Annotated in this window: 17 protein-coding genes; 15 read left to right on the top strand and 2 right to left on the bottom strand. The window is 52.8% G+C overall.

Annotated features, from left to right (window positions below):
• Positions 1 to 4: 4 nt before the first annotated feature.
• Positions 5 to 796: an endonuclease VIII gene (nei, locus tag N1249_RS06305; protein WP_259835534.1), complete on the top strand. Its 792-nt coding sequence runs from the start codon at positions 5 to 7 to the stop codon at positions 794 to 796.
• Positions 797 to 917: 121 nt separating this feature from the next.
• Here nei and N1249_RS06310 read toward each other — a convergent pair whose 3' ends face one another.
• Positions 918 to 2,201, bottom strand: a complete 1,284-nt coding sequence (locus tag N1249_RS06310; RefSeq protein ID WP_259835546.1) for a citrate synthase — start codon at positions 2,199 to 2,201, stop codon at positions 918 to 920.
• Between the two features lie 639 nt (positions 2,202 to 2,840).
• On the opposite strand from N1249_RS06310, the gene sdhC reads away from it, so the two are divergent.
• The 8 genes from sdhC to sucD all read left to right on the top strand — a co-directional run bounded on the left by sdhC (position 2,841) and on the right by sucD (position 12,491).
• Positions 2,841 to 3,245 carry a succinate dehydrogenase cytochrome b556 subunit gene (sdhC, locus tag N1249_RS06315; protein ID WP_020684965.1) on the top strand — a complete coding sequence of 135 codons (405 nt, stop codon included), beginning with the start codon at positions 2,841 to 2,843 and terminating at the stop codon, positions 3,243 to 3,245.
• The gene (gene sdhD / locus N1249_RS06320) at positions 3,239 to 3,586 is read left to right on the top strand and encodes a succinate dehydrogenase membrane anchor subunit (RefSeq protein ID WP_008501088.1); all 348 of its coding nucleotides are present in this window, start codon (positions 3,239 to 3,241) and stop codon (positions 3,584 to 3,586) included. The genes sdhC and sdhD overlap by 7 nt, the downstream gene beginning before the upstream one ends.
• Positions 3,586 to 5,352: a succinate dehydrogenase flavoprotein subunit gene (gene sdhA, locus N1249_RS06325; RefSeq protein ID WP_259835549.1), complete on the top strand. Its 1,767-nt coding sequence runs from the start codon at positions 3,586 to 3,588 to the stop codon at positions 5,350 to 5,352. Before sdhD ends, sdhA begins: the two co-directional genes overlap by 1 nt.
• 15 nt (positions 5,353 to 5,367) lie before the next feature.
• The gene (sdhB, locus tag N1249_RS06330; RefSeq protein WP_010428707.1) at positions 5,368 to 6,084 is read left to right on the top strand and encodes a succinate dehydrogenase iron-sulfur subunit SdhB; all 717 of its coding nucleotides are present in this window, start codon (positions 5,368 to 5,370) and stop codon (positions 6,082 to 6,084) included.
• Positions 6,085 to 6,327: 243 nt separating this feature from the next.
• The gene (gene sucA / locus N1249_RS06335; RefSeq protein WP_259835552.1) at positions 6,328 to 9,135 is read left to right on the top strand and encodes a 2-oxoglutarate dehydrogenase E1 component; all 2,808 of its coding nucleotides are present in this window, start codon (positions 6,328 to 6,330) and stop codon (positions 9,133 to 9,135) included.
• A gap of 14 nt (positions 9,136 to 9,149) precedes the next feature.
• A complete protein-coding gene (odhB, locus tag N1249_RS06340; protein WP_089598913.1) occupies positions 9,150 to 10,370 on the top strand; it encodes a 2-oxoglutarate dehydrogenase complex dihydrolipoyllysine-residue succinyltransferase in 1,221 nt (406 codons plus the stop codon).
• Positions 10,371 to 10,455: 85 nt separating this feature from the next.
• A complete protein-coding gene (sucC, locus tag N1249_RS06345) occupies positions 10,456 to 11,622 on the top strand; it encodes an ADP-forming succinate--CoA ligase subunit beta (protein ID WP_014069379.1) in 1,167 nt (388 codons plus the stop codon).
• Entirely contained in the window at positions 11,622 to 12,491 is an 870-nt protein-coding gene (sucD, locus tag N1249_RS06350; RefSeq protein ID WP_166717411.1) for a succinate--CoA ligase subunit alpha, read from the top strand. Before sucC ends, sucD begins: the two co-directional genes overlap by 1 nt.
• A gap of 81 nt (positions 12,492 to 12,572) precedes the next feature.
• Here sucD and N1249_RS06355 read toward each other — a convergent pair whose 3' ends face one another.
• Positions 12,573 to 13,289, bottom strand: coding sequence for a GntR family transcriptional regulator (locus tag N1249_RS06355; protein ID WP_259835559.1), 717 nt, complete (start codon positions 13,287 to 13,289; stop codon positions 12,573 to 12,575).
• A 183-nt stretch (positions 13,290 to 13,472) separates the two neighbouring features.
• On the opposite strand from N1249_RS06355, the gene mngA reads away from it, so the two are divergent.
• The 6 genes from mngA (at position 13,473) to ybgE (ending at position 21,862) form a co-directional block, all read left to right on the top strand.
• Positions 13,473 to 15,380, top strand: a complete 1,908-nt coding sequence (gene mngA / locus N1249_RS06360; protein ID WP_259835562.1) for a PTS 2-O-a-mannosyl-D-glycerate transporter subunit IIABC — start codon at positions 13,473 to 13,475, stop codon at positions 15,378 to 15,380.
• Positions 15,381 to 15,402: 22 nt separating this feature from the next.
• Positions 15,403 to 18,036: a mannosylglycerate hydrolase gene (gene mngB, locus N1249_RS06365; RefSeq protein ID WP_259835564.1), complete on the top strand. Its 2,634-nt coding sequence runs from the start codon at positions 15,403 to 15,405 to the stop codon at positions 18,034 to 18,036.
• 684 nt (positions 18,037 to 18,720) lie between these two features.
• Positions 18,721 to 20,289: a cytochrome ubiquinol oxidase subunit I gene (gene cydA, locus N1249_RS06370; RefSeq protein ID WP_259838013.1), complete on the top strand. Its 1,569-nt coding sequence runs from the start codon at positions 18,721 to 18,723 to the stop codon at positions 20,287 to 20,289.
• Between the two features lie 15 nt (positions 20,290 to 20,304).
• A complete protein-coding gene (gene cydB, locus N1249_RS06375; RefSeq protein WP_014069385.1) occupies positions 20,305 to 21,444 on the top strand; it encodes a cytochrome d ubiquinol oxidase subunit II in 1,140 nt (379 codons plus the stop codon).
• 14 nt (positions 21,445 to 21,458) lie between these two features.
• Positions 21,459 to 21,572: a cytochrome bd-I oxidase subunit CydX gene (gene cydX / locus N1249_RS06380; RefSeq protein ID WP_259835568.1), complete on the top strand. Its 114-nt coding sequence runs from the start codon at positions 21,459 to 21,461 to the stop codon at positions 21,570 to 21,572.
• A complete protein-coding gene (gene ybgE / locus N1249_RS06385) occupies positions 21,572 to 21,862 on the top strand; it encodes a cyd operon protein YbgE (protein ID WP_014069387.1) in 291 nt (96 codons plus the stop codon). The genes cydX and ybgE overlap by 1 nt, the downstream gene beginning before the upstream one ends.
• Positions 21,863 to 21,945 lie beyond the last annotated feature (83 nt).

Consider the following 21,945-nt stretch of genomic DNA (forward strand, 5'->3'; position numbering starts at 1 on the left):
AAAGATGCCAGAAGGCCCGGAGATCCGCCGCGCGGCGGATAGCCTGGAGGCGGCGATAAAAGGCAAACCCCTGACGGATGTCTGGTTTGCTTTCCCTCAACTGAAACCGTTTGAAGCACAACTGGTGGGGCAAACGGTGACCCATATTGAAACGCGGGGCAAAGCACTGCTGACGCACTTTTCCCATAACCTGACGTTATATAGCCATAACCAGCTTTACGGTGTCTGGCGGGTGGTGAATACGGGTGAGTCATTACAAACCACCCGAGTGCTGCGTGTTAAATTGCAAACGGCTGATAAAACCATCCTGCTGTACAGCGCCTCGGATATCGAAATGTTAACGCCAGAGCAACTGCTCACTCACCCGTTCCTGCAACGTGTCGGGCCGGATGTGCTGGATATGCGGCTGACGGCTCAGGATGTTAAAGCCCGGTTATTATCGCCCGCCTTCCGCAACCGGCAGTTTTCGGGGTTGTTGCTCGATCAGGCGTTTCTGGCGGGGTTAGGGAATTATCTTCGCGTGGAAATTCTGTGGGCGGTGGGGCTGGCGGCGCAACATAAAGCGTCGCAGCTGAATGAGGCGCAACTCGATGCGTTATCCCATGCGCTGCTGGATATCCCGCGCCTGTCGTACAACACGCGTGGCATGGTGGATGACAACAAGCACCACGGGGCGTTGTTCCGCTTTAAGGTGTTTCATCGCGATGGCGAACCCTGCGAGCGGTGCGGCGGGGTGATTAAGAAGACTACGCTCTCTTCAAGACCGTTTTACTGGTGCCCTGGGTGCCAGATGTAAAAAAGCCGGGTGGCGGAGGTAAAAGCAAAACGGCAACCCAAAGGTTGCCGTTTTTAATGTTTGTGCCCTCTCCCTGTGGGAGAGGGCAAGGGTGAGGGCATCAGACCACACCCAACATCTGTTAGCGCTTAAGATCAGACTTAAAATCACGCTGCTCGTAGCCGGTGTACAGCTGGCGAGGACGGGCGATTTTCATGCCTTCACTGTGCATTTCGTTCCAGTGCGCGATCCAGCCCACGGTACGTGCCATGGCGAAGATCACGGTGAACATGGAAGATGGAATACCCATCGCTTTCAGGATGATACCAGAGTAGAAGTCTACGTTCGGGTAGAGTTTCTTCTCGATGAAGTACGGGTCGTTCAGCGCGATATGTTCCAGCTCCATCGCCACTTCCAGCAGATCATCTTTGGTGCCCAGCTCTTTCAGCACTTCGTGACAGGTTTCACGCATTACGGTTGCGCGTGGGTCATAGTTTTTGTAAACACGGTGACCGAAGCCCATCAGACGGAAGGAGTCATTCTTGTCTTTCGCGCGGCGCACGAATTCAGGAATGTGTTCCACGGAGCTGATCTCTTCCAGCATCTTCAGTGCCGCTTCGTTCGCACCGCCGTGTGCCGGTCCCCACAGGGAGGCAATGCCCGCAGCGATACAGGCGAACGGGTTCGCGCCTGAAGAGCCAGCGGTACGCACGGTAGACGTAGAGGCGTTCTGCTCGTGGTCTGCGTGCAGGATCAGAATACGGTCCATTGCGCGTTCCAGCACCGGGTTCACTTCGTACTCTTCGCACGGCGTGGAGAACATCATACGCAGGAAGTTACCGGCGTAAGAGAGGTCATTACGCGGGTAAACGAACGGCTGACCGATAGAGTATTTGTAACACATCGCTGCCATGGTTGGCATTTTGGACAGCAGACGGAACGCCGCGATATCACGGTGACGTGGGTTATTCACGTCCAGGGAGTCGTGGTAGAACGCCGCCAGCGCACCGGTAATACCGCACATCACCGCCATCGGGTGAGAGTCACGACGGAACGCATGGAACAGACGGGTGATCTGCTCATGGATCATGGTGTGGCGGGTAACGGTGGTTTTGAATTCATCGTATTGCGCCTGCGTCGGTTTTTCGCCGTTCAGCAGGATGTAGCACACTTCCAGATAGTTGGATTCGGTAGCTAACTGATCGATGGGGAAACCGCGGTGAAGCAGGATACCTTCGTCACCGTCGATGAAGGTGATTTTGGATTCGCAAGATGCGGTAGAGGTAAATCCAGGGTCAAAGGTGAAAACACCTTTAGAACCCAGCGTACGGATATCAATAACATCCTGACCGAGCGTGCCTTTTAGCACATCCAGTTCAATAGCAGTGTCACCATTTAGGGTGAGCTTTGCCTTTGTATCAGCCATTTACGGTCTCCTTAGCGCCTTATGCTTAAGACTGCTGTTCACCGGATTTGCATTCAGCTGTTAATCACCGTTACCAGATTGTTATTTGGCTTACCGCTCAGCTCACGAGGAGAAACCAGGGTACAGAGCTATGGCGCCTTGCAGGTAAACGGATGAAATATCAGTGAAAACACAGCAAATCAGCGTTTTTGCAGTCCGAATTATTCAAACCTGTATATCACTAATAACTGTCCTGATAACTTCGGTCAATACCATCACACTGTTACATAACTATTTGTCAGGTGAAAGAGAGACCTCATAACTTTTGCGCATTATATGCCTTTTCTGATGACGTTTGTAACAATATTGTTTAACATTTGTCAAATCAGATGATTAAAATTTAAAAAGATGTTGTTATCGTGACCCTGATCACTGTTCCAGAGAAAACCCGACAAACTGTATGTAGGTTAATTGTAATGATTTTGTGAACGGCCTATACTGCCGCCAGGTCTCCGGAACACCCTGCAATCCCGAGCCACCCAGCGTTGTAACGTGTCGTTTTAGCATTTGGAAGCAATGTTTTGCATGACGCGCAGTTATAGAAAAGGAACGCTGCTTGACCCGCATCGCAGTCCGGAGGAAGGAAACAATAAGAACAGCATGTGGGCGTTATTCATGATAAGAAATGTGAAAAAACAAAGACCTGTCAATCTGGATCTCAAAACGATCCGATTCCCTGTAACAGCAATAGCGTCCATTTTGCACCGTGTTTCAGGTGTAATTACGTTTGTGGCGGTCGGTATTCTGCTGTGGTTACTGGGAACCAGCCTCTCATCTCCTGAAGGGTTCCTTCAGGCCTCTGCCATTATGAACAGCTTCTTCGTGAAATTTATCATGTGGGGCATTCTGACCGCGCTGGCGTACCACGTAGTAGTGGGTGTTCGCCATATGCTGATGGACTTTGGCTATCTGGAAGAAACCTTCGAAGCCGGGAAACGCTCCGCTAACATTTCGTTTGTGATTACTGTCGTGCTTTCACTTCTCGCAGGAGTTCTCGTATGGTAAGCAACGCCTCCGCATTAGGACGCAACGGCGTACATGACTTCATTCTGGTCCGTGCTACCGCCATCGTTCTCACCCTTTACATCATCTATATGATTGGTTTCTTCGCGACCAGCGGCACGCTGACGTGGGAAATCTGGAGCGGGTTCTTCGGATCTGCCTTCACCAAAGTGTTCACCCTGCTGGCCCTGTTCTCCATCCTTATTCATGCCTGGATTGGCATGTGGCAGGTGTTGACTGATTACGTTAAACCACTGGCCATTCGCCTTCCGCTGCAACTGGCTATCGTCGTTGCTCTGGTGGTTTACGTCATTTATGGATTCGTTGTGGTGTGGGGTGTGTAATGAAACTGCCAGTCAGAGAATTTGATGCTGTTGTAATTGGTGCGGGTGGCGCAGGTATGCGCGCAGCGCTGCAAATTTCCCAGAGCGGCCAGACCTGTGCGCTGCTCTCTAAAGTCTTCCCGACCCGATCGCACACCGTGTCCGCGCAGGGTGGCATCACCGTTGCGCTCGGTAATACCCATGAAGATAACTGGGAATGGCACATGTACGATACGGTAAAAGGTTCCGATTACATCGGCGACCAGGATGCCATCGAATATATGTGTAAGACTGGCCCGGAAGCGATTCTGGAACTGGATCATATGGGTCTGCCGTTCTCCCGTCTGGAAAATGGCACCATCTATCAGCGTCCGTTTGGCGGCCAGTCGAAAAACTTCGGCGGCGAGCAGGCGGCACGTACTGCGGCGGCAGCTGACCGTACCGGTCACGCGCTGCTGCACACTCTGTATCAGCAGAACCTGAAAAACCACACCACTATCTTCTCCGAGTGGTACGCGCTGGATCTGGTGAAAAACGCCGATGGCGCAGTGGTAGGTTGTACCGCGCTGTGCATCGAAACCGGTGAAGTGGTTTACTTCAAAGCCCGCGCAACCGTGCTGGCGACCGGCGGCGCAGGCCGTATTTATCAGTCCACCACTAACGCCCACATCAACACCGGTGACGGCGTTGGCATGGCTATCCGCGCTGGTGTGCCGGTGCAGGATATGGAAATGTGGCAGTTCCACCCAACCGGTATCGCCGGTGCAGGCGTTCTGGTGACAGAAGGCTGCCGTGGTGAAGGTGGTTATCTGCTGAACAAACACGGCGAGCGCTTCATGGAGCGTTATGCCCCGAATGCGAAAGACCTGGCGGGTCGTGACGTGGTGGCGCGTTCCATTATGATCGAAATCCGTGAAGGCCGCGGCTGTGACGGCCCATGGGGTCCACACGCCAAGCTGAAACTGGATCACCTGGGTAAAGAGGTTCTGGAATCCCGTCTGCCGGGCATCCTGGAGCTGTCCCGTACCTTCGCCCACGTTGACCCGGTTAAAGAACCGATTCCGGTTATCCCAACCTGCCACTACATGATGGGCGGTATTCCGACCAAAGTGACCGGACAGGCGCTGACCGTGAACGAGCAGGGCGAAGATGTGGTTATCCCTGGCCTGTTCGCGGTAGGCGAAATCGCCTGTGTATCCGTACACGGTGCAAACCGTCTGGGCGGTAACTCTCTGCTGGACCTGGTGGTATTTGGTCGTGCGGTGGGTCTGCATCTGCAAGAGTCGATCGCCGAACAGGGCGACCTGCTTGACGCGACCGACGCTGAAATCGATGCCTCTCTTGAACGTCTGAACCGCTGGAACGGTAACCGTAACGGTGAAGATCCGGTGGAAATCCGTAAAGCGCTTCAGGAATGTATGCAGCACAACTTCTCGGTATTCCGTGAAGGTGACGCAATGGCCAAAGGTCTTGAGCAGCTGAAAGCGATCCGCGAGCGTCTGAAAAATGCCCGTCTGGACGACACCTCCAGCGAGTTCAACACCCAGCGCGTTGAGTGCCTGGAGCTGGATAACCTGATGGAAACCGCGTTCGCAACCGCGATGTCGGCAAACTTCCGTACCGAGAGCCGTGGCGCGCATAGCCGCTTCGACTTCCCGGATCGTGATGACGAAAACTGGCTGTGCCATTCCCTGTATCTGCCAGAGTCGGAAACCATGACGCGTCGTAGCGTCAATATGGAACCGAAACTGCGTCCGGCGTTCCCGCCGAAGATTCGTACTTACTAATGCGGAGACAGGACAATGAAACTCGAATTCTCAGTTTATCGTTATAACCCGGATGTAGACGATGCTCCGCGTATGCAGGATTACACGCTGGAAGCAGAAGAAGGCCGTGACATGATGCTGCTTGATGCGTTAATGCAGCTGAAAGAAAAAGATCCAACGCTGTCGTTCCGTCGCTCCTGTCGTGAAGGGGTTTGCGGCTCTGACGGCGTCAACATGAACGGCAAAAATGGTCTTGCCTGTATCACGCCAATTTCCGCGTTGCAGCGCCCGGGTCAGAAAATTGTTATCCGTCCTCTGCCTGGCCTGCCGGTCGTGCGCGATTTGGTGGTGGACATGGGGCAATTCTATGCACAATATGAGAAGATTAAGCCTTACTTATTGAATAATGGGCAAAATCCACCCGCTCGCGAGCACTTACAGTCTCCTGAGCAGCGTGAAAAACTCGATGGCTTGTACGAGTGTATTCTCTGTGCATGTTGTTCGACATCTTGCCCATCGTTCTGGTGGAACCCGGACAAGTTTATCGGCCCGGCCGGTCTGCTGGCTGCCTATCGCTTCCTGATCGATAGCCGCGACACCGAAACCGATAACCGTCTGGAAGGACTGAGTGACGCTTTCAGCGTATTCCGCTGCCATAGCATCATGAACTGCGTCAGTGTGTGTCCTAAGGGGCTGAACCCAACGCGCGCCATCGGTCATATTAAGTCGATGTTGTTGCAACGCAGTGCATAAGTAACAACGCCTGATGGCGCTGCGCTTATCCGGCCTACGAGAGAGTAGGCCCGGTAAACGTAGCGCCACCGGGCAAATTGCAGGAAACCTCTAAAAACTGCCCTGAAGTGTAGACAGTTTTTAAAGGTTCCTTCGCGAGCCACTACAGAGAGAAGAGCTCGCAGGTGAACCCCGGCACGTACACGTGTTGTGCGTGGTAGTTTCTACGGCGAAAGTAAGCATAAAAATGCTTAAGGGATCACGATGCAGAACGGCGCAATGAAAGCCTGGCTGGACTCTTCTTTCCTTTCTGGTGCGAACCAGAGCTGGATCGAACAGCTCTATGAAGACTTCTTAACCGATCCTGACTCAGTGGACGCAAACTGGCGTTCCATGTTCCAGGAGTTGCCTGGCACGGGAGTCAAACCGGATCAATTCCACTCCAAAACACGTGATTATTTCCGCCGTCTGGCGAAGGATGCCTCACGTTACTCTTCTGCGATTTCCGACCCTGACACCAATGCGAAGCAGGTTAAAGTCCTGCAACTTATCAACGCTTACCGCTTCCGTGGTCACCAGCACGCGAATCTCGATCCGCTGGGACTGTGGCAGCAAGATCGTGTGGCGGATCTTGATCCGGCTTATCACGATCTGACCGAGGCCGATTTCCAGGAAAGCTTTAACGTAGGTTCTTTCGCTATCGGCAAAGACACGATGAAGCTGGGCGATCTGATTGATGCGCTCAAGCAAACCTATTGCGGCTCCATCGGCGCGGAATACATGCACATTACCTCTACAGAAGAAAAACGCTGGATCCAGCAGCGCATTGAATCTGTGGCAGGCCATGCGACCTTCTCTGTTGAAGAGAAAAAACGCTTCCTGAGCGAACTGACCGCAGCAGAAGGCCTTGAGCGCTATCTGGGCGCGAAATTCCCGGGCGCAAAACGCTTCTCGCTGGAAGGCGGTGATGCATTAGTGCCAATGCTGAAAGAGCTGATTCGCCACGCAGGCAACAGCGGCACCCGTGAAGTGGTACTGGGCATGGCGCACCGTGGTCGTCTGAACGTACTGATCAACGTGCTGGGTAAAAAGCCGCAGGATCTGTTCGACGAATTCGCGGGCAAACATAAAGAACACCTCGGCACCGGTGACGTGAAGTACCACATGGGCTTCTCGTCTGATATCGAAACCCAGGGCGGCCTGGTTCACCTGGCGCTGGCGTTTAACCCGTCGCACCTGGAGATCGTCAGCCCGGTGGTTATCGGTTCCGTGCGTGCGCGTCTGGATCGTCTGGACGAGCCAAGCAGCAACAAAGTTCTGCCAATCACCATTCACGGTGATGCAGCCGTAACCGGGCAGGGCGTGGTTCAGGAAACCCTGAACATGTCCAAAGCGCGTGGCTACGAAGTGGGTGGTACTGTTCGCATCGTTATCAACAACCAGGTGGGCTTCACCACGTCTAACCCACTGGATGCGCGTTCTACCCCGTACTGCACCGACATCGGTAAAATGGTACAGGCACCTATCTTCCACGTTAACGCGGATGACCCAGAAGCCGTTGCTTTCGTGACCCGCCTGGCGCTGGACTTCCGTAACACGTTCAAACGCGATGTGTTCATCGACCTGTTCTGCTACCGCCGTCATGGCCACAACGAAGCGGATGAGCCAAGTGCAACTCAGCCGTTGATGTACCAGAAAATCAAAAAACACCCGACCCCGCGTAAAATTTATGCTGACAAGCTGGAAGCGGAAAAAGTGTCCTCGCTGGAAGATGCGACCGAAATGGTCAACCTCTACCGTGATGCGCTGGATGCGGGTGAATGCGTAGTGAAAGAGCTGCGCCCAATGAACATGCACTCCTTTACCTGGTCACCGTACCTCAACCACGAGTGGGATGAGAGCTACCCGAACAAGGTTGAGATGAAGCGCCTGCAGGAGCTGGCAAAACGCATCAGCACTGTGCCAGATGCTATCGAGATGCAGTCTCGCGTGCAGAAAATCTACTCCGACCGTCAGGCTATGGCGGCAGGTGAGAAGCTGTTCGACTGGGGTGGCGCTGAAAACCTGGCTTATGCAACGCTGGTTGACGAGGGTATTCCTGTTCGTCTGTCCGGTGAAGATGCGGGCCGTGGTACCTTCTTCCACCGTCATGCCGTGGTGCATAACCAGACTAACGGTTCAACCTATACCCCGTTGCAGCACGTACATAACGGCCAGGGCCAGTTCAAGGTCTGGGACTCCGTGCTGTCTGAAGAAGCGGTACTGGCGTTTGAATACGGCTATGCCACCGCAGAACCACGCACCCTGACCATCTGGGAAGCGCAGTTCGGTGACTTCGCCAACGGTGCGCAGGTGGTTATCGACCAGTTCATCTCTTCGGGTGAACAGAAGTGGGGCCGTATGTGTGGCCTGGTCATGCTGCTGCCACACGGTTACGAAGGCCAGGGGCCGGAGCACTCCTCCGCGCGTCTGGAACGTTATCTGCAACTCTGTGCTGAGCAGAACATGCAGGTTTGCGTGCCGTCTACCCCGGCTCAGGTTTACCACATGCTGCGTCGTCAGGCGCTGCGCGGAATGCGTCGTCCACTGGTGGTGATGTCTCCGAAATCTCTGCTGCGTCATCCGCTGGCCGTGTCCAGCCTGGATGAACTGGCAAACGGCACCTTCCTGCCGGCCATCGGCGAGATTGACGAGCTGGATCCGAAAGGCGTCAAGCGTGTCGTAATGTGTTCTGGTAAGGTTTATTACGACTTGCTGGAACAACGCCGTAAGAACGACCAGAAAGATGTCGCCATCGTGCGTATCGAACAGCTTTATCCATTCCCGCATCAGGCGATGCAGGAAGTGCTGAAACAATATGCTCACGTACATGATTTTGTCTGGTGCCAGGAAGAGCCGCTCAACCAGGGCGCATGGTATTGCAGCCAGCATCATTTCCGTGAAGTGATTCCATTTGGGTCTGCTCTGCGTTATGCAGGTCGCCCGGCCTCCGCCTCTCCGGCGGTAGGGTATATGTCCGTTCACCAGAAGCAGCAACAAGATCTGGTCAATGACGCGCTGAACGTCGATTAATTAAAGGATACATAATGAGTAGCGTAGATATTCTTGTTCCCGACCTGCCTGAATCTGTAGCAGATGCGACCGTCGCCACCTGGCACAAAAAACCGGGCGATGCCGTTAAGCGTGATGAAGTGCTGGTAGAAATCGAAACTGACAAAGTGGTACTGGAAGTACCGGCTTCGGCGGATGGCGTTCTGGATGCAGTGCTGGAAGATGAAGGCACCACCGTAACCTCTCGTCAGATCCTGGGTCGCCTGCGTGAAGGCAACAGCGCGGGCAAAGAGTCCAGCGCCAAGTCTGATGAGAAAGCCTCTACCCCAGCGCAGCGCCAGCAGGCGTCTCTGGAAGAGCAAACCAACGACGCACTGAGCCCGGCGATCCGTCGTCTGCTGGCTGAGCACAACCTGGACGCGGCAGCCATTAAAGGCACCGGTGTGGGTGGTCGTCTGACTCGCGAAGACATTGAGAAACACCTGGCGAAAGCGCCTGCGAAAGCAGAAGCCAAAGCCCCTGCGGCAGCGCCAGCGGCACAGCCTGCTTTGGGCGCACGCAGCGAAAAACGCGTACCGATGACTCGCCTGCGTAAGCGTGTGGCTGAGCGTCTGCTGGAAGCGAAAAACTCCACCGCGATGCTGACCACCTTCAACGAAGTCAACATGAAGCCAATCATGGACCTGCGTAAGCAGTACGGTGACGCGTTTGAAAAACGCCACGGTATCCGCCTGGGCTTTATGTCCTTCTACGTGAAGGCGGTTGTTGAAGCGCTGAAACGCTACCCGGAAGTGAACGCGTCTATTGATGGCGATGACGTGGTTTACCACAACTATTTCGACGTCAGCATGGCGGTTTCTACCCCACGTGGCCTGGTAACCCCAGTTCTGCGTGATGTGGATACCCTGGGTATGGCTGACATCGAGAAAAACATTAAAGAGCTGGCTGTGAAAGGCCGCGACGGCAAGCTGACCGTAGACGACCTGACCGGCGGTAACTTCACCATTACCAACGGCGGTGTATTCGGTTCACTGATGTCCACGCCTATCATCAACCCACCGCAGAGCGCGATCCTGGGGATGCACGCCATCAAAGATCGTCCGATGGCGGTAGACGGTAAAGTTGAGATCCTGCCAATGATGTATCTGGCGCTCTCTTACGATCACCGTCTGATCGATGGCCGCGAGTCCGTGGGCTTCCTGGTCGCCATTAAAGAGCTGCTGGAAGATCCAACGCGTCTGCTGCTCGACGTCTAGTTTTAGCAGTCTTGCCCGGCGGCGCTGAGCTTGCCGGGCCTACAAAAGCAATACCTAACGATTACCTGAAGGATGGATAGAACACATGAACTTACATGAATATCAGGCCAAACAGCTGTTTGCCCGGTATGGCTTACCGGCTCCGGTGGGTTATGCCTGTACTACCCCGCGTGAAGCAGAAGAAGCCGCATCTAAAATCGGTTCCGGCCCTTGGGTAGTTAAATGTCAGGTTCACGCTGGTGGCCGTGGTAAAGCGGGCGGTGTGAAGGTTGTTAAGAGCAAAGAAGAGATCCGTGCTTTTGCTGAACATTGGCTTGGCAAACGTCTGGTAACCTATCAAACAGATGCGAACGGCCAGCCTGTTAACCAGATCCTGGTAGAAGCGGCGACCGATATCGCAAAAGAACTGTATCTCGGCGCAGTAGTAGACCGTAGCTCTCGTCGCGTGGTGTTCATGGCGTCTACTGAAGGCGGCGTGGAAATCGAAAAAGTGGCAGAAGAAACCCCTCATCTGATCCACAAAGTGGCCATCGATCCGCTGGCAGGCCCAATGCCTTACCAGGGTCGTGAGCTGGCGTTCAAACTGGGTCTGGAAGGTAAACTGGTTCAACAGTTCACCAAGATCTTCATGGGTCTGGCGACTATCTTCCTGGAGCGCGATCTGGCGCTGATCGAAATTAACCCGCTGGTGATCACCACTCAGGGCGATCTGATCTGCCTCGACGGTAAACTGGGTGCTGACGGCAACGCACTGTTCCGCCAGCCGGATCTGCGCGAAATGCGTGACCAGTCTCAGGAAGATCCACGTGAAGCTCAGGCTGCACAGTGGGAACTGAACTACGTGGCACTGGATGGCAACATCGGCTGCATGGTTAACGGTGCGGGCCTGGCAATGGGCACCATGGACATCGTTAAGCTGCACGGCGGTGAACCAGCGAACTTCCTCGACGTAGGCGGTGGCGCAACCAAAGAGCGCGTAACCGAAGCGTTCAAAATTATTCTCTCTGACGACAATGTGAAAGCCGTTCTGGTTAACATCTTCGGCGGTATCGTTCGTTGCGATCTGATCGCTGACGGTATTATCGGCGCGGTGGCAGAAGTGGGCGTTAACGTCCCGGTTGTTGTGCGTCTGGAAGGTAACAACGCTGAACTCGGCGCGAAAAAACTGGCTGACAGCGGCCTGAATATTATTGCAGCGAAAAGTCTGACGGATGCAGCTCAGCAGGTTGTTGCCGCAGTGGAGGGGAAATAATGTCAGTTTTAATTAATAAAGATACCAAGGTTATCTGCCAGGGCTTCACCGGTAGCCAGGGGACTTTCCACTCCGAGCAGGCGATTGCCTACGGTACGCAGATGGTTGGCGGTGTAACGCCAGGTAAAGGCGGTACCACTCATCTGGGTCTGCCAGTGTTCAACACCGTACGCGAAGCAGTAGAAGCGACGGGCGCAACCGCGACCGTTATCTACGTTCCGGCGGCATTCTGCAAAGACTCCATTCTGGAAGCGATCGACGCAGGCATCAAACTGATCATCACCATCACCGAAGGCATCCCGACCCTGGACATGCTGACCGTGAAAGTGAAGCTGGATGAAGCTGGCGTGCGTATGATCGGCCCGAACTGCCCGGGTGTTATCACTCCGGGCGAGTGCAAAATCGGCATCATGCCAGGCCACATTCACAAGCCGGGTAAAGTGGGCATCGTTTCCCGCTCTGGTACCCTGACGTATGAAGCGGTTAAGCAGACCACTGACTACGGCTTCGGCCAGTCCACCTGTGTGGGCATCGGTGGTGACCCGATCCCGGGCTCTAACTTCATCGACATCCTGAAACTGTTCCAGGAAGACCCGCAGACCGAAGCGATCGTGATGATCGGTGAAATCGGCGGTAGCGCAGAAGAAGAAGCCGCTGCGTACATCAAAGATCACGTGACCAAGCCTGTTGTGGGCTACATCGCGGGCGTAACTGCGCCGAAAGGCAAACGTATGGGCCACGCAGGCGCAATCATCGCGGGCGGTAAAGGTACAGCGGATGAGAAATTCGCTGCGCTTGAAGCTGCTGGTGTGAAAACTGTGCGCAGCCTGGCCGATATCGGCGAAGCACTGAAATCCATCATTAAGTAAGTCCTCTCTGCTCCCAGGACTGGGAGCTTTGAAATAAAAATGTCCGTTTCGACATGGTTGGCCGCTGAAAAGCGGCCTTTTTTATTGCCTGCGTTTTGCGACCAGGGTGAATTTATAGTCGTCGGTGTTGAACACATTACGACTGTATTCAAACACCCGGCCATCTTTGAGAAATCCGCGTGACACTTTCTCCAGAATGGGTTTTGCCGGATCGAGCGCCAGTGCGGCTATTGCCTCCTGAGAGGGCATGACCGGCACGAGTTCTTGCTCGCTGCGATCGATGGCCATTTTTTTGATCTGCTCAATATAGTGATACTTGGAGTTTTCCATCACTTCCCACGTGAGGTCGGCAAACATTGCCAGAGGCATCCACGTTTCCTCCAGGTTTACCGGTTTTTGCTTGATGAAGCGTACGCGTTTAACGTGCCAGATTTTATCCTCGGGCTTAATGTTTAACGTTTCTGCCATACGCGCATCAGCTTTTATGACCTCGAAAATTTTGACGTCACTGTGAGTATCCACGTTTCTGTCGGCCAGTTTCTCGTAGAAACCCGTGAGCTGGTAGATATCGTAATTGACGCGCTCCTCTTTCACGTATGAACCGCTGCCCTGAATACTCTCGATGATCTGCTCTTCCGTCAGCCGCTTTAGCGCCTGCCTGACTGTCACGCGACTTACACCGAACGCCTCCTGAAGGCTCGACTCCGTCGGTAATGCATCTCCGGGCTTCAATTCGCCAGTAGTGATTTTATCGCGCAGCGCATCGGCTATCTGCCGGTACATCGGTTTGTTACTCATTATGTGATGCCTGATTAATACCTTTTCAAAGAATTATGCCTGCAACCTGTAATTTGTAAACAATACAAATTAAATACAAATTAAATACAAATAATGCATGTTAGTGAAAATGATCACATAAATGTATTGTTCTGTCTGTCACAATTCCCGGCAGACAATAACACCATGAATGTGAGGATCTGCATGAACCTGACGACCCTGACCCACCCCAGCGCTATCTGCGTGCAGACACAGTTCTCCAGTCGGGATGAGGCCATACGCAAGCTCACAATGCGGCTGTGTGATCTGGGAAAGATCGCTGATTGCGATGAATTTTTAGCGGAAGTTTTTCGTCGTGAATCGCTAGGGCCCACGGCGCTTGGAGAAGGACTGGCTGTGCCACACGGCAAATCATCAGTTGTGAAGGAAGCCGCCTTCGCTGTGGCGACGCTAATCGAACCACTGAGATGGGAAGGTGTTGAAGGCCCTGAGGAGGTCGAACTCATTTTCCTGCTCGCTATTCCGCCATCTGAAGCGGGGTCAACGCACATTCAGGTGTTAACGGAGCTCACGTCCAGACTGGCAGACGATGAATTGCGGGGGCGGGTGATGGCGTCGACCACTGCGCCAGCCTTACTGGCTGCGCTCAACGATACGCCTCAGGGCGAGGAAAACACTGTACAGGCTGATGCACCTACAGTTGTCTGCGTCACTGCCTGTCCGGCCGGGATTGCCCACACCTATATGGCAGCTGAATATCTGGAAAAAGCAGGGCGCAAGCTCGGCATCAATGTAGTGGTTGAAAAACAGGGGGCGAACGGCATTGAAGGGCGTATCACTCCGCAGCAGTTGCGCGATGCGCGAGCATCTATTTTTGCCGCGGATGTGGCGATTAAAGAGTGCGAACGCTTTCAGGGCATTCCGGCCATTTCAGTGCCGGTTGCGGAACCGCTGCGCCATGCCGAAGCCCTGATTGAGCGGGCGCTGGCGTTACCGGCGTCATCCATAGCACAACCGGTACAGGCTGAAAAAAGGAGTATAAGGACGGAGCTCAAGCAGGCTCTGCTTAGCGGTATCTCTTTTGCTGTGCCGCTGATCGTGGCCGGGGGAACGGTGCTGGCTGTCGCGGTACTGCTGGCACAGATGCTGGGGTTGCAGCATCTATTCGATCAGGAAAATTCGTGGCTGTGGATGTATCGCAAACTTGGCGGCGGCATTCTCGGCATTTTGATGGTGCCCGTACTTGCTGCTTATACAGCCTATTCGTTGGCGGATAAACCCGCACTGGCTCCGGGCTTTGCGGCTGGACTTGCCGCCAATATGATCGGCTCCGGTTTTCTGGGCGCTGTTGCAGGCGGACTGATCGCTGGCTACATGATGCGCTGGGTTAAAAATCACATTCGCCTCAGTAATCGTTACAACGGTTTCTTGACCTATTACCTCTACCCTGTGATTGGCGTTCTGGGGGCGGGCAGTCTGATGCTGTTTGTGATAGGAGAGCCAGTGGCATGGCTTAATAACTCGCTCACAGCCTGGTTAAATGGTCTCTCTGGTGCAAATGCGCTTTTACTCGGAACGCTTCTCGGATTTATGTGCTCGTTCGATTTGGGAGGGCCGGTGAACAAAGCGGCGTATGCGTTCTGTCTGGGGGCAATGGCCAATGGCGTTTACGGTCCATATGCCATTTTTGCCTCTGTCAAAATGGTGTCGGCTTTTACCGTCACCGCATCAACAATGCTTGCTCCGTACCTCTTTAAGCCGTTTGAAATTGAAACCGGCAAGTCAACGTGGCTGCTCGGGCTGGCGGGTATTACCGAAGGTGCTATCCCGATGGCGATAGAAGATCCGCTGAGAGTGATTGGCTCGTTTGTCCTTGGCTCGATGGCAACGGGGGCCATCGTCGGTGCAATGGGGATTGGGTTATCCACGCCAGGAGCGGGCATTTTCTCCCTGTTTTTACTGCATCACGCTGGAATCGGTGGGGTGATTGCTGCGGCAGGCTGGTTTGGTGCGGCACTTGTTGGTACCGCCATTTCTACGCTCATTTTACTGTTCTGGCGACGCCATGCCGTGAAAAAGGGCAAATACCACACTGAAGACGTCACGCCATAAAACTTACTTACAGGAAAAGAAGATGAAAGCTGTATCTCGCGTTCATATCACGCCGCATATGCACTGGGATCGCGAGTGGTATTTCACCACCGAAGCGTCGCGTATTCTCCTTGTTAATAATATGGAAGAGATCCTGACTCGCCTCGAACAGGATGAAGAGTACAAATATTATGTCCTCGACGGGCAGACGGCTGTGCTGGAGGACTACTTTGCCGTCATGCCTGAAAACAGGCCACGCGTGAAAAAACTGGTGGAAGCCGGAAAGTTGATAATCGGACCGTGGTATACCCAAACCGATACCACTATCGTCAGTGGAGAGTCGATTGTACGTAATCTGATGTACGGTATCCGCGACTGCATGGCGTTTGGCGAACCGATGAAAATTGGTTATCTGCCGGATTCGTTTGGTATGTCCGGACAGTTGCCGCATATCTATAACGGATTTGGTATTACCCGAACGATGTTCTGGCGCGGATGTTCAGAGCGTCACGGCACCGATAAAACTGAATTTTTGTGGCAAAGCGCGGACGGCAGCGAAGTGACGGCACAGGTGCTACCACTGGGCTACGCGATTGGTAAGTACTTACCAGAGGACGAAGCGGGTCTGCGGAAACGGCTCGACAGCTACTTCGATGTGCTGGAAAAAGCTTCGGTAACCAAAAATATTTTGCTACCGAATGGTCACGACCAAATGCCCCTGCAGCAGAACATTTTTGCGGTGATGGATAAACTTCGCGAAATTTACCCACAGCGTCAGTTTGTGATGAGCCGCTTCGAGGAGGTTTTTGAGCACATTGATGCTCACCGGGATGAACTGGCGACCCTGAAAGGGGAGTTTATCGATGGTAAATATATGCGCGTGCACCGGACGATTGGATCTACCCGAATGGACATTAAAATCATCCATGCCCGAATTGAGAACAAAATCGTGAATATTCTGGAGCCGCTGGCGACTCTTGCCTGGACGCTGGGTTTTGAGTATCACCACGGCTTGCTGGAAAAAATGTGGAAAGAGATCCTCAAAAATCATGCCCACGACAGTATCGGGTGCTGCTGTAGTGACAAAGTCCACCGTGAAATTATGTCCCGCTTCGTGCTGGCAGAAGACATGGCCGATAACCTGACGCACTTTTATATGCGTAAGATTACCGACAATATGCCGCAAACTGATAACGACAAGCTGGTGATGTTTAATCTGATGCCCTGGCCGCGTGAAGAGGTCATTAATACCACGATTCGCTTGCGCGCCAGTCAGTTCCGTCTGCTGGATGACAAAGGGAACAGTATCCCGTATTTCATTCGAAGTGCCCGCGAACTTGATCCTGGGTTGATTGACCGGCAAATCGTCCATTACGGTAATTATGAGCCGTTCAGGGAATTCGATATTCAGATTGAGGCTATCCTGCCTTCCATGGGATATCGCACACTTTATATAGAACCTCATGCCAGCGGAAAGCAGGTTCCAACCGTAAAAAATACCGAAGCATTGCTGGAAAATGCGTTCTGGCAAGTGGAGATCAATCGTGACGGAACGCTGCGTCTGTTCGATAAAGAGTCCGGGCTGATTTACGACCGCGTGCTGGAAATTGAAGAAAGTTCAGATGATGGCGATGAGTATGATTACTCCCCGTCACGGGAGGAGTGGCGACTCACAACGGCACAAGGAGAGCACGAGGTTGAAGTGGTACATGAAGGGTGGCAGAGCAGGGCGGTGATCCGTCACCGTATGGCTATTCCGGCTAACCTTTCTGAACGTTCAGCGCGCCAGCAAAACGGATACCTTAGCGCTGAAGTGGTAATCACACTCAGCCATAACAACAGGCGAATCGATGTGGAAGTGCGCCTGGACAACCAGGCGGATGACCATCGCGTTCGCGTTTTGATCCCCACACCATTTAATCCGGACACCGTGTTAGCCGATACACAATTTGGTTCACTGACACGGCCCGTAAATGATGAAGCAATGGCCAACTGGCAAACTGAGGGATGGAAAGAGGCTCCTCTGCCGGTCTGGAATCTCCTTAACTATGTTGTTCTCCAGGAGAAACGCAATGGGCTGGCGCTGTTCACTGAAGGATTGCGGGAATTTGAAGTTATAGGCGACGACAAAAAAACCTTTGCCCTGACGCTGTTACGCGGAGTCGGACTGCTCGGAAAGGAAGATTTACTTCTGCGTCCTGGCAGGCCTTCTGGCATCAAAATGCCCGTGCCTGACTCGCAGCTTCGTGGCTCGCTCAACTGCCGATTCAGTCTCTTTAGCTTCAACGGATCGCCTGAAAATGCAGGCGTTGCACATCAGGCGAAAAGCTGGCTTACTCCAGTCCAGTGTTACAATAAAATCCCCTGGGATGCGATGAAGCTCAACCGAGCCACGTTTACGACACCGGACAGCTATAGCCTGTTAACGCTCTCCCCGACAGGCTGTCTCATGAGCGCCCTGAAAAAAGCAGAAGATCGTGATGAGCTGATCCTTCGGGTATTTAACCCGTCAGAGTCGGGTACGTGCGACGTTACGCTATCCATGAGCAGAGCAATTAAGCGATGTTGCGAGACTGACATGAACGAGAGACTGCAGGCAGAAGGGCATGAAGATAAGTGCATCACTGAAGTATTTAGACCGAGTCAGTCGCGTACATTTAGCATTGGGTTAGACTAACGGTGCGAGATATGAATGGAGGGTTGCAGGTGATGCAACTCTTCGTTTCCTTAAATTGTCACATTGCGGTGTTAATTTTAAAGGGATTAAAAGTAAACCAGATGTAATTTCGGGGTGCTTTAGCACAACAATGGAAAAATACTGTGAAGAGACTATGATTACAGGTTCTCTGGTATGTAAATATGCATTCCCCTCCCGCGTTAATTAAAATCACCTCTGTTTATATTTTTTCTTGTATTTGATAACTATCACCGCTTCGTTATACACATAATTTTAACATGCCTTTTACTATTCTTACTGTAATTAAACATGATTAACAGTGCGATGCAATTTTGATTTAAATCAATGTTTAATCCTTGGAAAAAACCATCAAAAGGCGCTAAATTGTGCCCGATCAAAATGGCTGAAAAGTGGTAGTTTTGCTATAAGTTGATCACCGTCGTAAAACGTAAATGTGATTCAATAAAAACCTGTTTATTGTAAGGGTTTTGCAGCGTATTATATTTGCGGGATCAATTTGGGTTTTTTATTAACGTATTTGCAACCTTTCATCACTGCTTTTTCCTCTCGTAGCGAATAAGCACTGAAGAAGGGAAGCAGATAACTTTGTATTGGGGCATGTGTGTGGATCCTTTCTAACGGGATTCACTCTCGGAGTCTTCATGCGATGAGCAAGGAGTCATGATGTTAGATATAGTCGAACTGTCGCGCTTACAGTTTGCCTTGACCGCGATGTACCACTTCCTGTTTGTGCCACTGACGCTCGGTATGGCGTTCCTGCTGGCCATCATGGAAACGGTCTACGTCCTCTCCGGCAAACAGATTTATAAAGATATGACCAAGTTCTGGGGCAAGTTGTTTGGTATCAACTTCGCACTGGGCGTGGCAACCGGTTTGACCATGGAGTTCCAGTTCGGGACTAACTGGTCTTATTATTCCCACTACGTCGGGGATATCTTCGGTGCGCCGCTGGCCATTGAAGGTCTGATGGCCTTCTTCCTCGAATCCACCTTTGTAGGTCTGTTCTTCTTCGGTTGGGACCGTCTGGGCAAAGTCCAGCATATGGCGGTAACCTGGCTTGTGGCATTGGGTTCCAACCTGTCCGCACTGTGGATCCTGGTGGCGAACGGCTGGATGCAAAACCCAATCGCATCTGATTTCAACTTCGAAACCATGCGTATGGAGATGGTCAGCTTTGCCGAGCTGGTCCTGAACCCGGTAGCCCAGGTTAAATTCGTTCACACCGTGGCATCTGGCTACGTTTGTGGTGCGATGTTCGTTCTGGGTATCAGCTCCTACTACATGCTGCGTGGCCGTGACTTTGCTTTCGCTAAACGCTCCTTTGCTATTGCTGCTAGCTTCGGTATGGCTGCAATCCTCTCCGTTATCGTTCTGGGTGATGAATCCGGTTACGAAATGGGTGACGTGCAGAAAACCAAACTGGCTGCCATCGAAGCTGAGTGGGAAACCCAACCGGCTCCGGCTGCCTTTACCTTGTTCGGTATTCCGGATCAGGATGCGCAGCAAAACCACTTCTCGATTCAAATCCCTTACGCACTGGGCATCATCGCAACCCGCTCTGTCGACAAACAGGTTACTGGCCTGAAAGATCTGATGGTGCAGCATGAAGGCCGTATCCGTAATGGTATGAAAGCTTACTCACTGCTGGAGCAGCTGCGTGCTGGCTCTACCGATCAGGCTATACGCGATCAGTTCAACAGCGTGAAGAAAGACCTGGGTTACGGGCTGCTGCTCAAACGCTATACCCCGAACGTCTCTGACGCAACGGAAGCGCAGATCCAGCAGGCGACCAAAGACTCCATTCCACGCGTTGCGCCGTTGTATTTCGCGTTCCGTATCATGGTGGGCTGCGGCATCCTGATGCTGCTTATCATTGCGGCGTCCTTCTGGTCTGTTATTCGTAACCGTATCGGTCAGAAAAAATGGCTGCTGCGTACCGCGATGTACGGTATCCCACTGCCGTGGATTGCTATCGAATCCGGTTGGTTTGTGGCGGAATATGGCCGTCAGCCATGGGCGATAGGTGAGGTGCTGCCAACGGCGGTAGCGAACTCCTCCCTGACAGCGGGCGATCTGATCTTCTCCATGCTGCTGATTTGTGGTCTGTATACCCTGTTCCTGGTGGCTGAACTGTTCCTGATGTTCAAGTTCGCGCGCCTTGGCCCAAGCAGCCTGAAAACCGGTCGCTATCACTACGAGCAGTCTGCTGCGACTACTCAGCCGGCACGCTAAGACAGGAGTCATCAAATGATCGATTATGAAGTATTGCGTTTTATCTGGTGGCTGCTGGTTGGTATTTTGCTGATTGGCTTTGCTGTCACCGACGGCTTCGACATGGGGGTGGGGATGCTCACCCGCTTCCTCGGTCGTAATGACACCGAGCGTCGAATCATGATCAACTCCATCGCTCCGCACTGGGACGGTAACCAGGTGTGGCTCATCACCGCAGGCGGCGCGCTGTTCGCTGCCTGGCCGATGGTCTATGCGGCTGCGTTCTCCGGCTTCTATGTGGCGATGATTCTGGTGCTGGCGTCTTTATTCTTCCGTCCGGTCGGTTTTGACTACCGTTCCAAGATTGAAGACACCCGCTGGCGCAACATGTGGGACTGGGGCATCTTCATTGGTAGCTTTGTTCCACCGCTGGTGATTGGTGTGGCGTTCGGTAACCTGTTGCAGGGTGTTCCGTTCCACATTGATGAGTACATGCGTCTTTACTACACCGGTAACTTCTTCCAGCTGCTGAATCCGTTTGGCCTGCTGGCGGGCGTGGTGAGTGTGGCGATGATCATTACTCAGGGCGCGACATACCTGCAAATGCGTACGGTAGGTGAACTGCATCTGCGTTCACGTGCAACCGCTCAGCTGGCTGCCCTGGTGACGCTTGTCTGCTTCGCACTGGCCGGTGTCTGGGTGGTGTACGGTATTGATGGCTACGTGGTGACTTCTGCGATGAATCATGCTGCGCCGTCTAACCCGCTGACGAAAGAAGTTGTGCGTCAGGCTGGTGCCTGGATGACTAACTTCAACAACATGCCTGTGCTGTGGGTTATCCCGGCTCTGGGTGTTCTGTTGCCGCTGCTGACTGTGCTGACGTCTCGTCTGGAAAAAGGCGCTCTGGCGTTTGTGTTCTCTTCACTGACGCTGGCGTGCATCATTCTGACTGCAGGTATCGCGATGTTCCCATTCGTTATGCCGTCCAGCACCATGATGAACGCAAGTCTGACCATGTGGGATGCAACGTCTAGCCAGCTGACGCTGAACCTGATGACGTATGTTGCGTGCGTGTTCGTACCGATTATCCTGCTCTACACCACCTGGTGTTACTGGAAAATGTTCGGTCGTATCACGAAAGAAGACATCGAACGCAACACTCATTCCCTGTACTAAGTAAGGAGCTGAATATGTGGTATTTCGCATGGATTTTGGGGACGCTTCTTGCCTGTGCATTTGGCATCATTACTGCCCTGGCGCTTGAGCACGTTGAAGCGTCCAAAGCGAGTGACGAAAAACACTAATGAACATTATCGCGACGCTTTACGCGGTAATGGATAAGCGCCCGTTAAGGGCGCTTTCTTTAGTGATGGCATTACTGCTGGCAGGCTGTATTTTCTGGGACCCTTCGCGTTTTGCAGCGAAGACCAGCGAGCTTGAGATCTGGCATGGCTTCTTCATTATGTGGGCCGTGTGCGCAGGTGTTATTCACGGCGTTGGCTTTCGTCCGAAAGCCATTCACTGGCAGGGTATTTTCTGCCCGCTGATTGCCGATCTGGTGCTCCTCGCTGGGCTGATTTTCTTCTTCTTCTGAATAAGAAATGTCCGTTAATCATATGGGCTTACCCGAGCCCATAAAAATTTACTCTCCGTTTACTTTCTCCCATTCCAAACCAT

Origin of the sequence: Enterobacter sp. CP102, from assembly GCF_025152625.1 — a bacterium.
Taxonomy (GTDB): domain Bacteria; phylum Pseudomonadota; class Gammaproteobacteria; order Enterobacterales; family Enterobacteriaceae; genus Enterobacter; species Enterobacter soli.

What these genes read in the sequence shown, in the direction of transcription:
- nei (WP_259835534.1), top strand. Translation starts at nt 5, where the DNA reads ATGCCAGAAGGCCCGGAGATCCGCCGCGCGGCGGATAGCCTGGAGGCG.
- N1249_RS06310 (WP_259835546.1), bottom strand. Translation starts at nt 2,201, where the DNA reads ATGGCTGATACAAAGGCAAAGCTCACCCTAAATGGTGACACTGCTATT.
- sdhC (WP_020684965.1), top strand. Translation starts at nt 2,841, where the DNA reads ATGTGGGCGTTATTCATGATAAGAAATGTGAAAAAACAAAGACCTGTC.
- sdhD (WP_008501088.1), top strand. Translation starts at nt 3,239, where the DNA reads ATGGTAAGCAACGCCTCCGCATTAGGACGCAACGGCGTACATGACTTC.
- sdhA (WP_259835549.1), top strand. Translation starts at nt 3,586, where the DNA reads ATGAAACTGCCAGTCAGAGAATTTGATGCTGTTGTAATTGGTGCGGGT.
- sdhB (WP_010428707.1), top strand. Translation starts at nt 5,368, where the DNA reads ATGAAACTCGAATTCTCAGTTTATCGTTATAACCCGGATGTAGACGAT.
- sucA (WP_259835552.1), top strand. Translation starts at nt 6,328, where the DNA reads ATGCAGAACGGCGCAATGAAAGCCTGGCTGGACTCTTCTTTCCTTTCT.
- odhB (WP_089598913.1), top strand. Translation starts at nt 9,150, where the DNA reads ATGAGTAGCGTAGATATTCTTGTTCCCGACCTGCCTGAATCTGTAGCA.
- sucC (WP_014069379.1), top strand. Translation starts at nt 10,456, where the DNA reads ATGAACTTACATGAATATCAGGCCAAACAGCTGTTTGCCCGGTATGGC.
- sucD (WP_166717411.1), top strand. Translation starts at nt 11,622, where the DNA reads ATGTCAGTTTTAATTAATAAAGATACCAAGGTTATCTGCCAGGGCTTC.
- N1249_RS06355 (WP_259835559.1), bottom strand. Translation starts at nt 13,289, where the DNA reads ATGAGTAACAAACCGATGTACCGGCAGATAGCCGATGCGCTGCGCGAT.
- mngA (WP_259835562.1), top strand. Translation starts at nt 13,473, where the DNA reads ATGAACCTGACGACCCTGACCCACCCCAGCGCTATCTGCGTGCAGACA.
- mngB (WP_259835564.1), top strand. Translation starts at nt 15,403, where the DNA reads ATGAAAGCTGTATCTCGCGTTCATATCACGCCGCATATGCACTGGGAT.
- cydA (WP_259838013.1), top strand. Translation starts at nt 18,721, where the DNA reads ATGTTAGATATAGTCGAACTGTCGCGCTTACAGTTTGCCTTGACCGCG.
- cydB (WP_014069385.1), top strand. Translation starts at nt 20,305, where the DNA reads ATGATCGATTATGAAGTATTGCGTTTTATCTGGTGGCTGCTGGTTGGT.
- cydX (WP_259835568.1), top strand. Translation starts at nt 21,459, where the DNA reads ATGTGGTATTTCGCATGGATTTTGGGGACGCTTCTTGCCTGTGCATTT.
- ybgE (WP_014069387.1), top strand. Translation starts at nt 21,572, where the DNA reads ATGAACATTATCGCGACGCTTTACGCGGTAATGGATAAGCGCCCGTTA.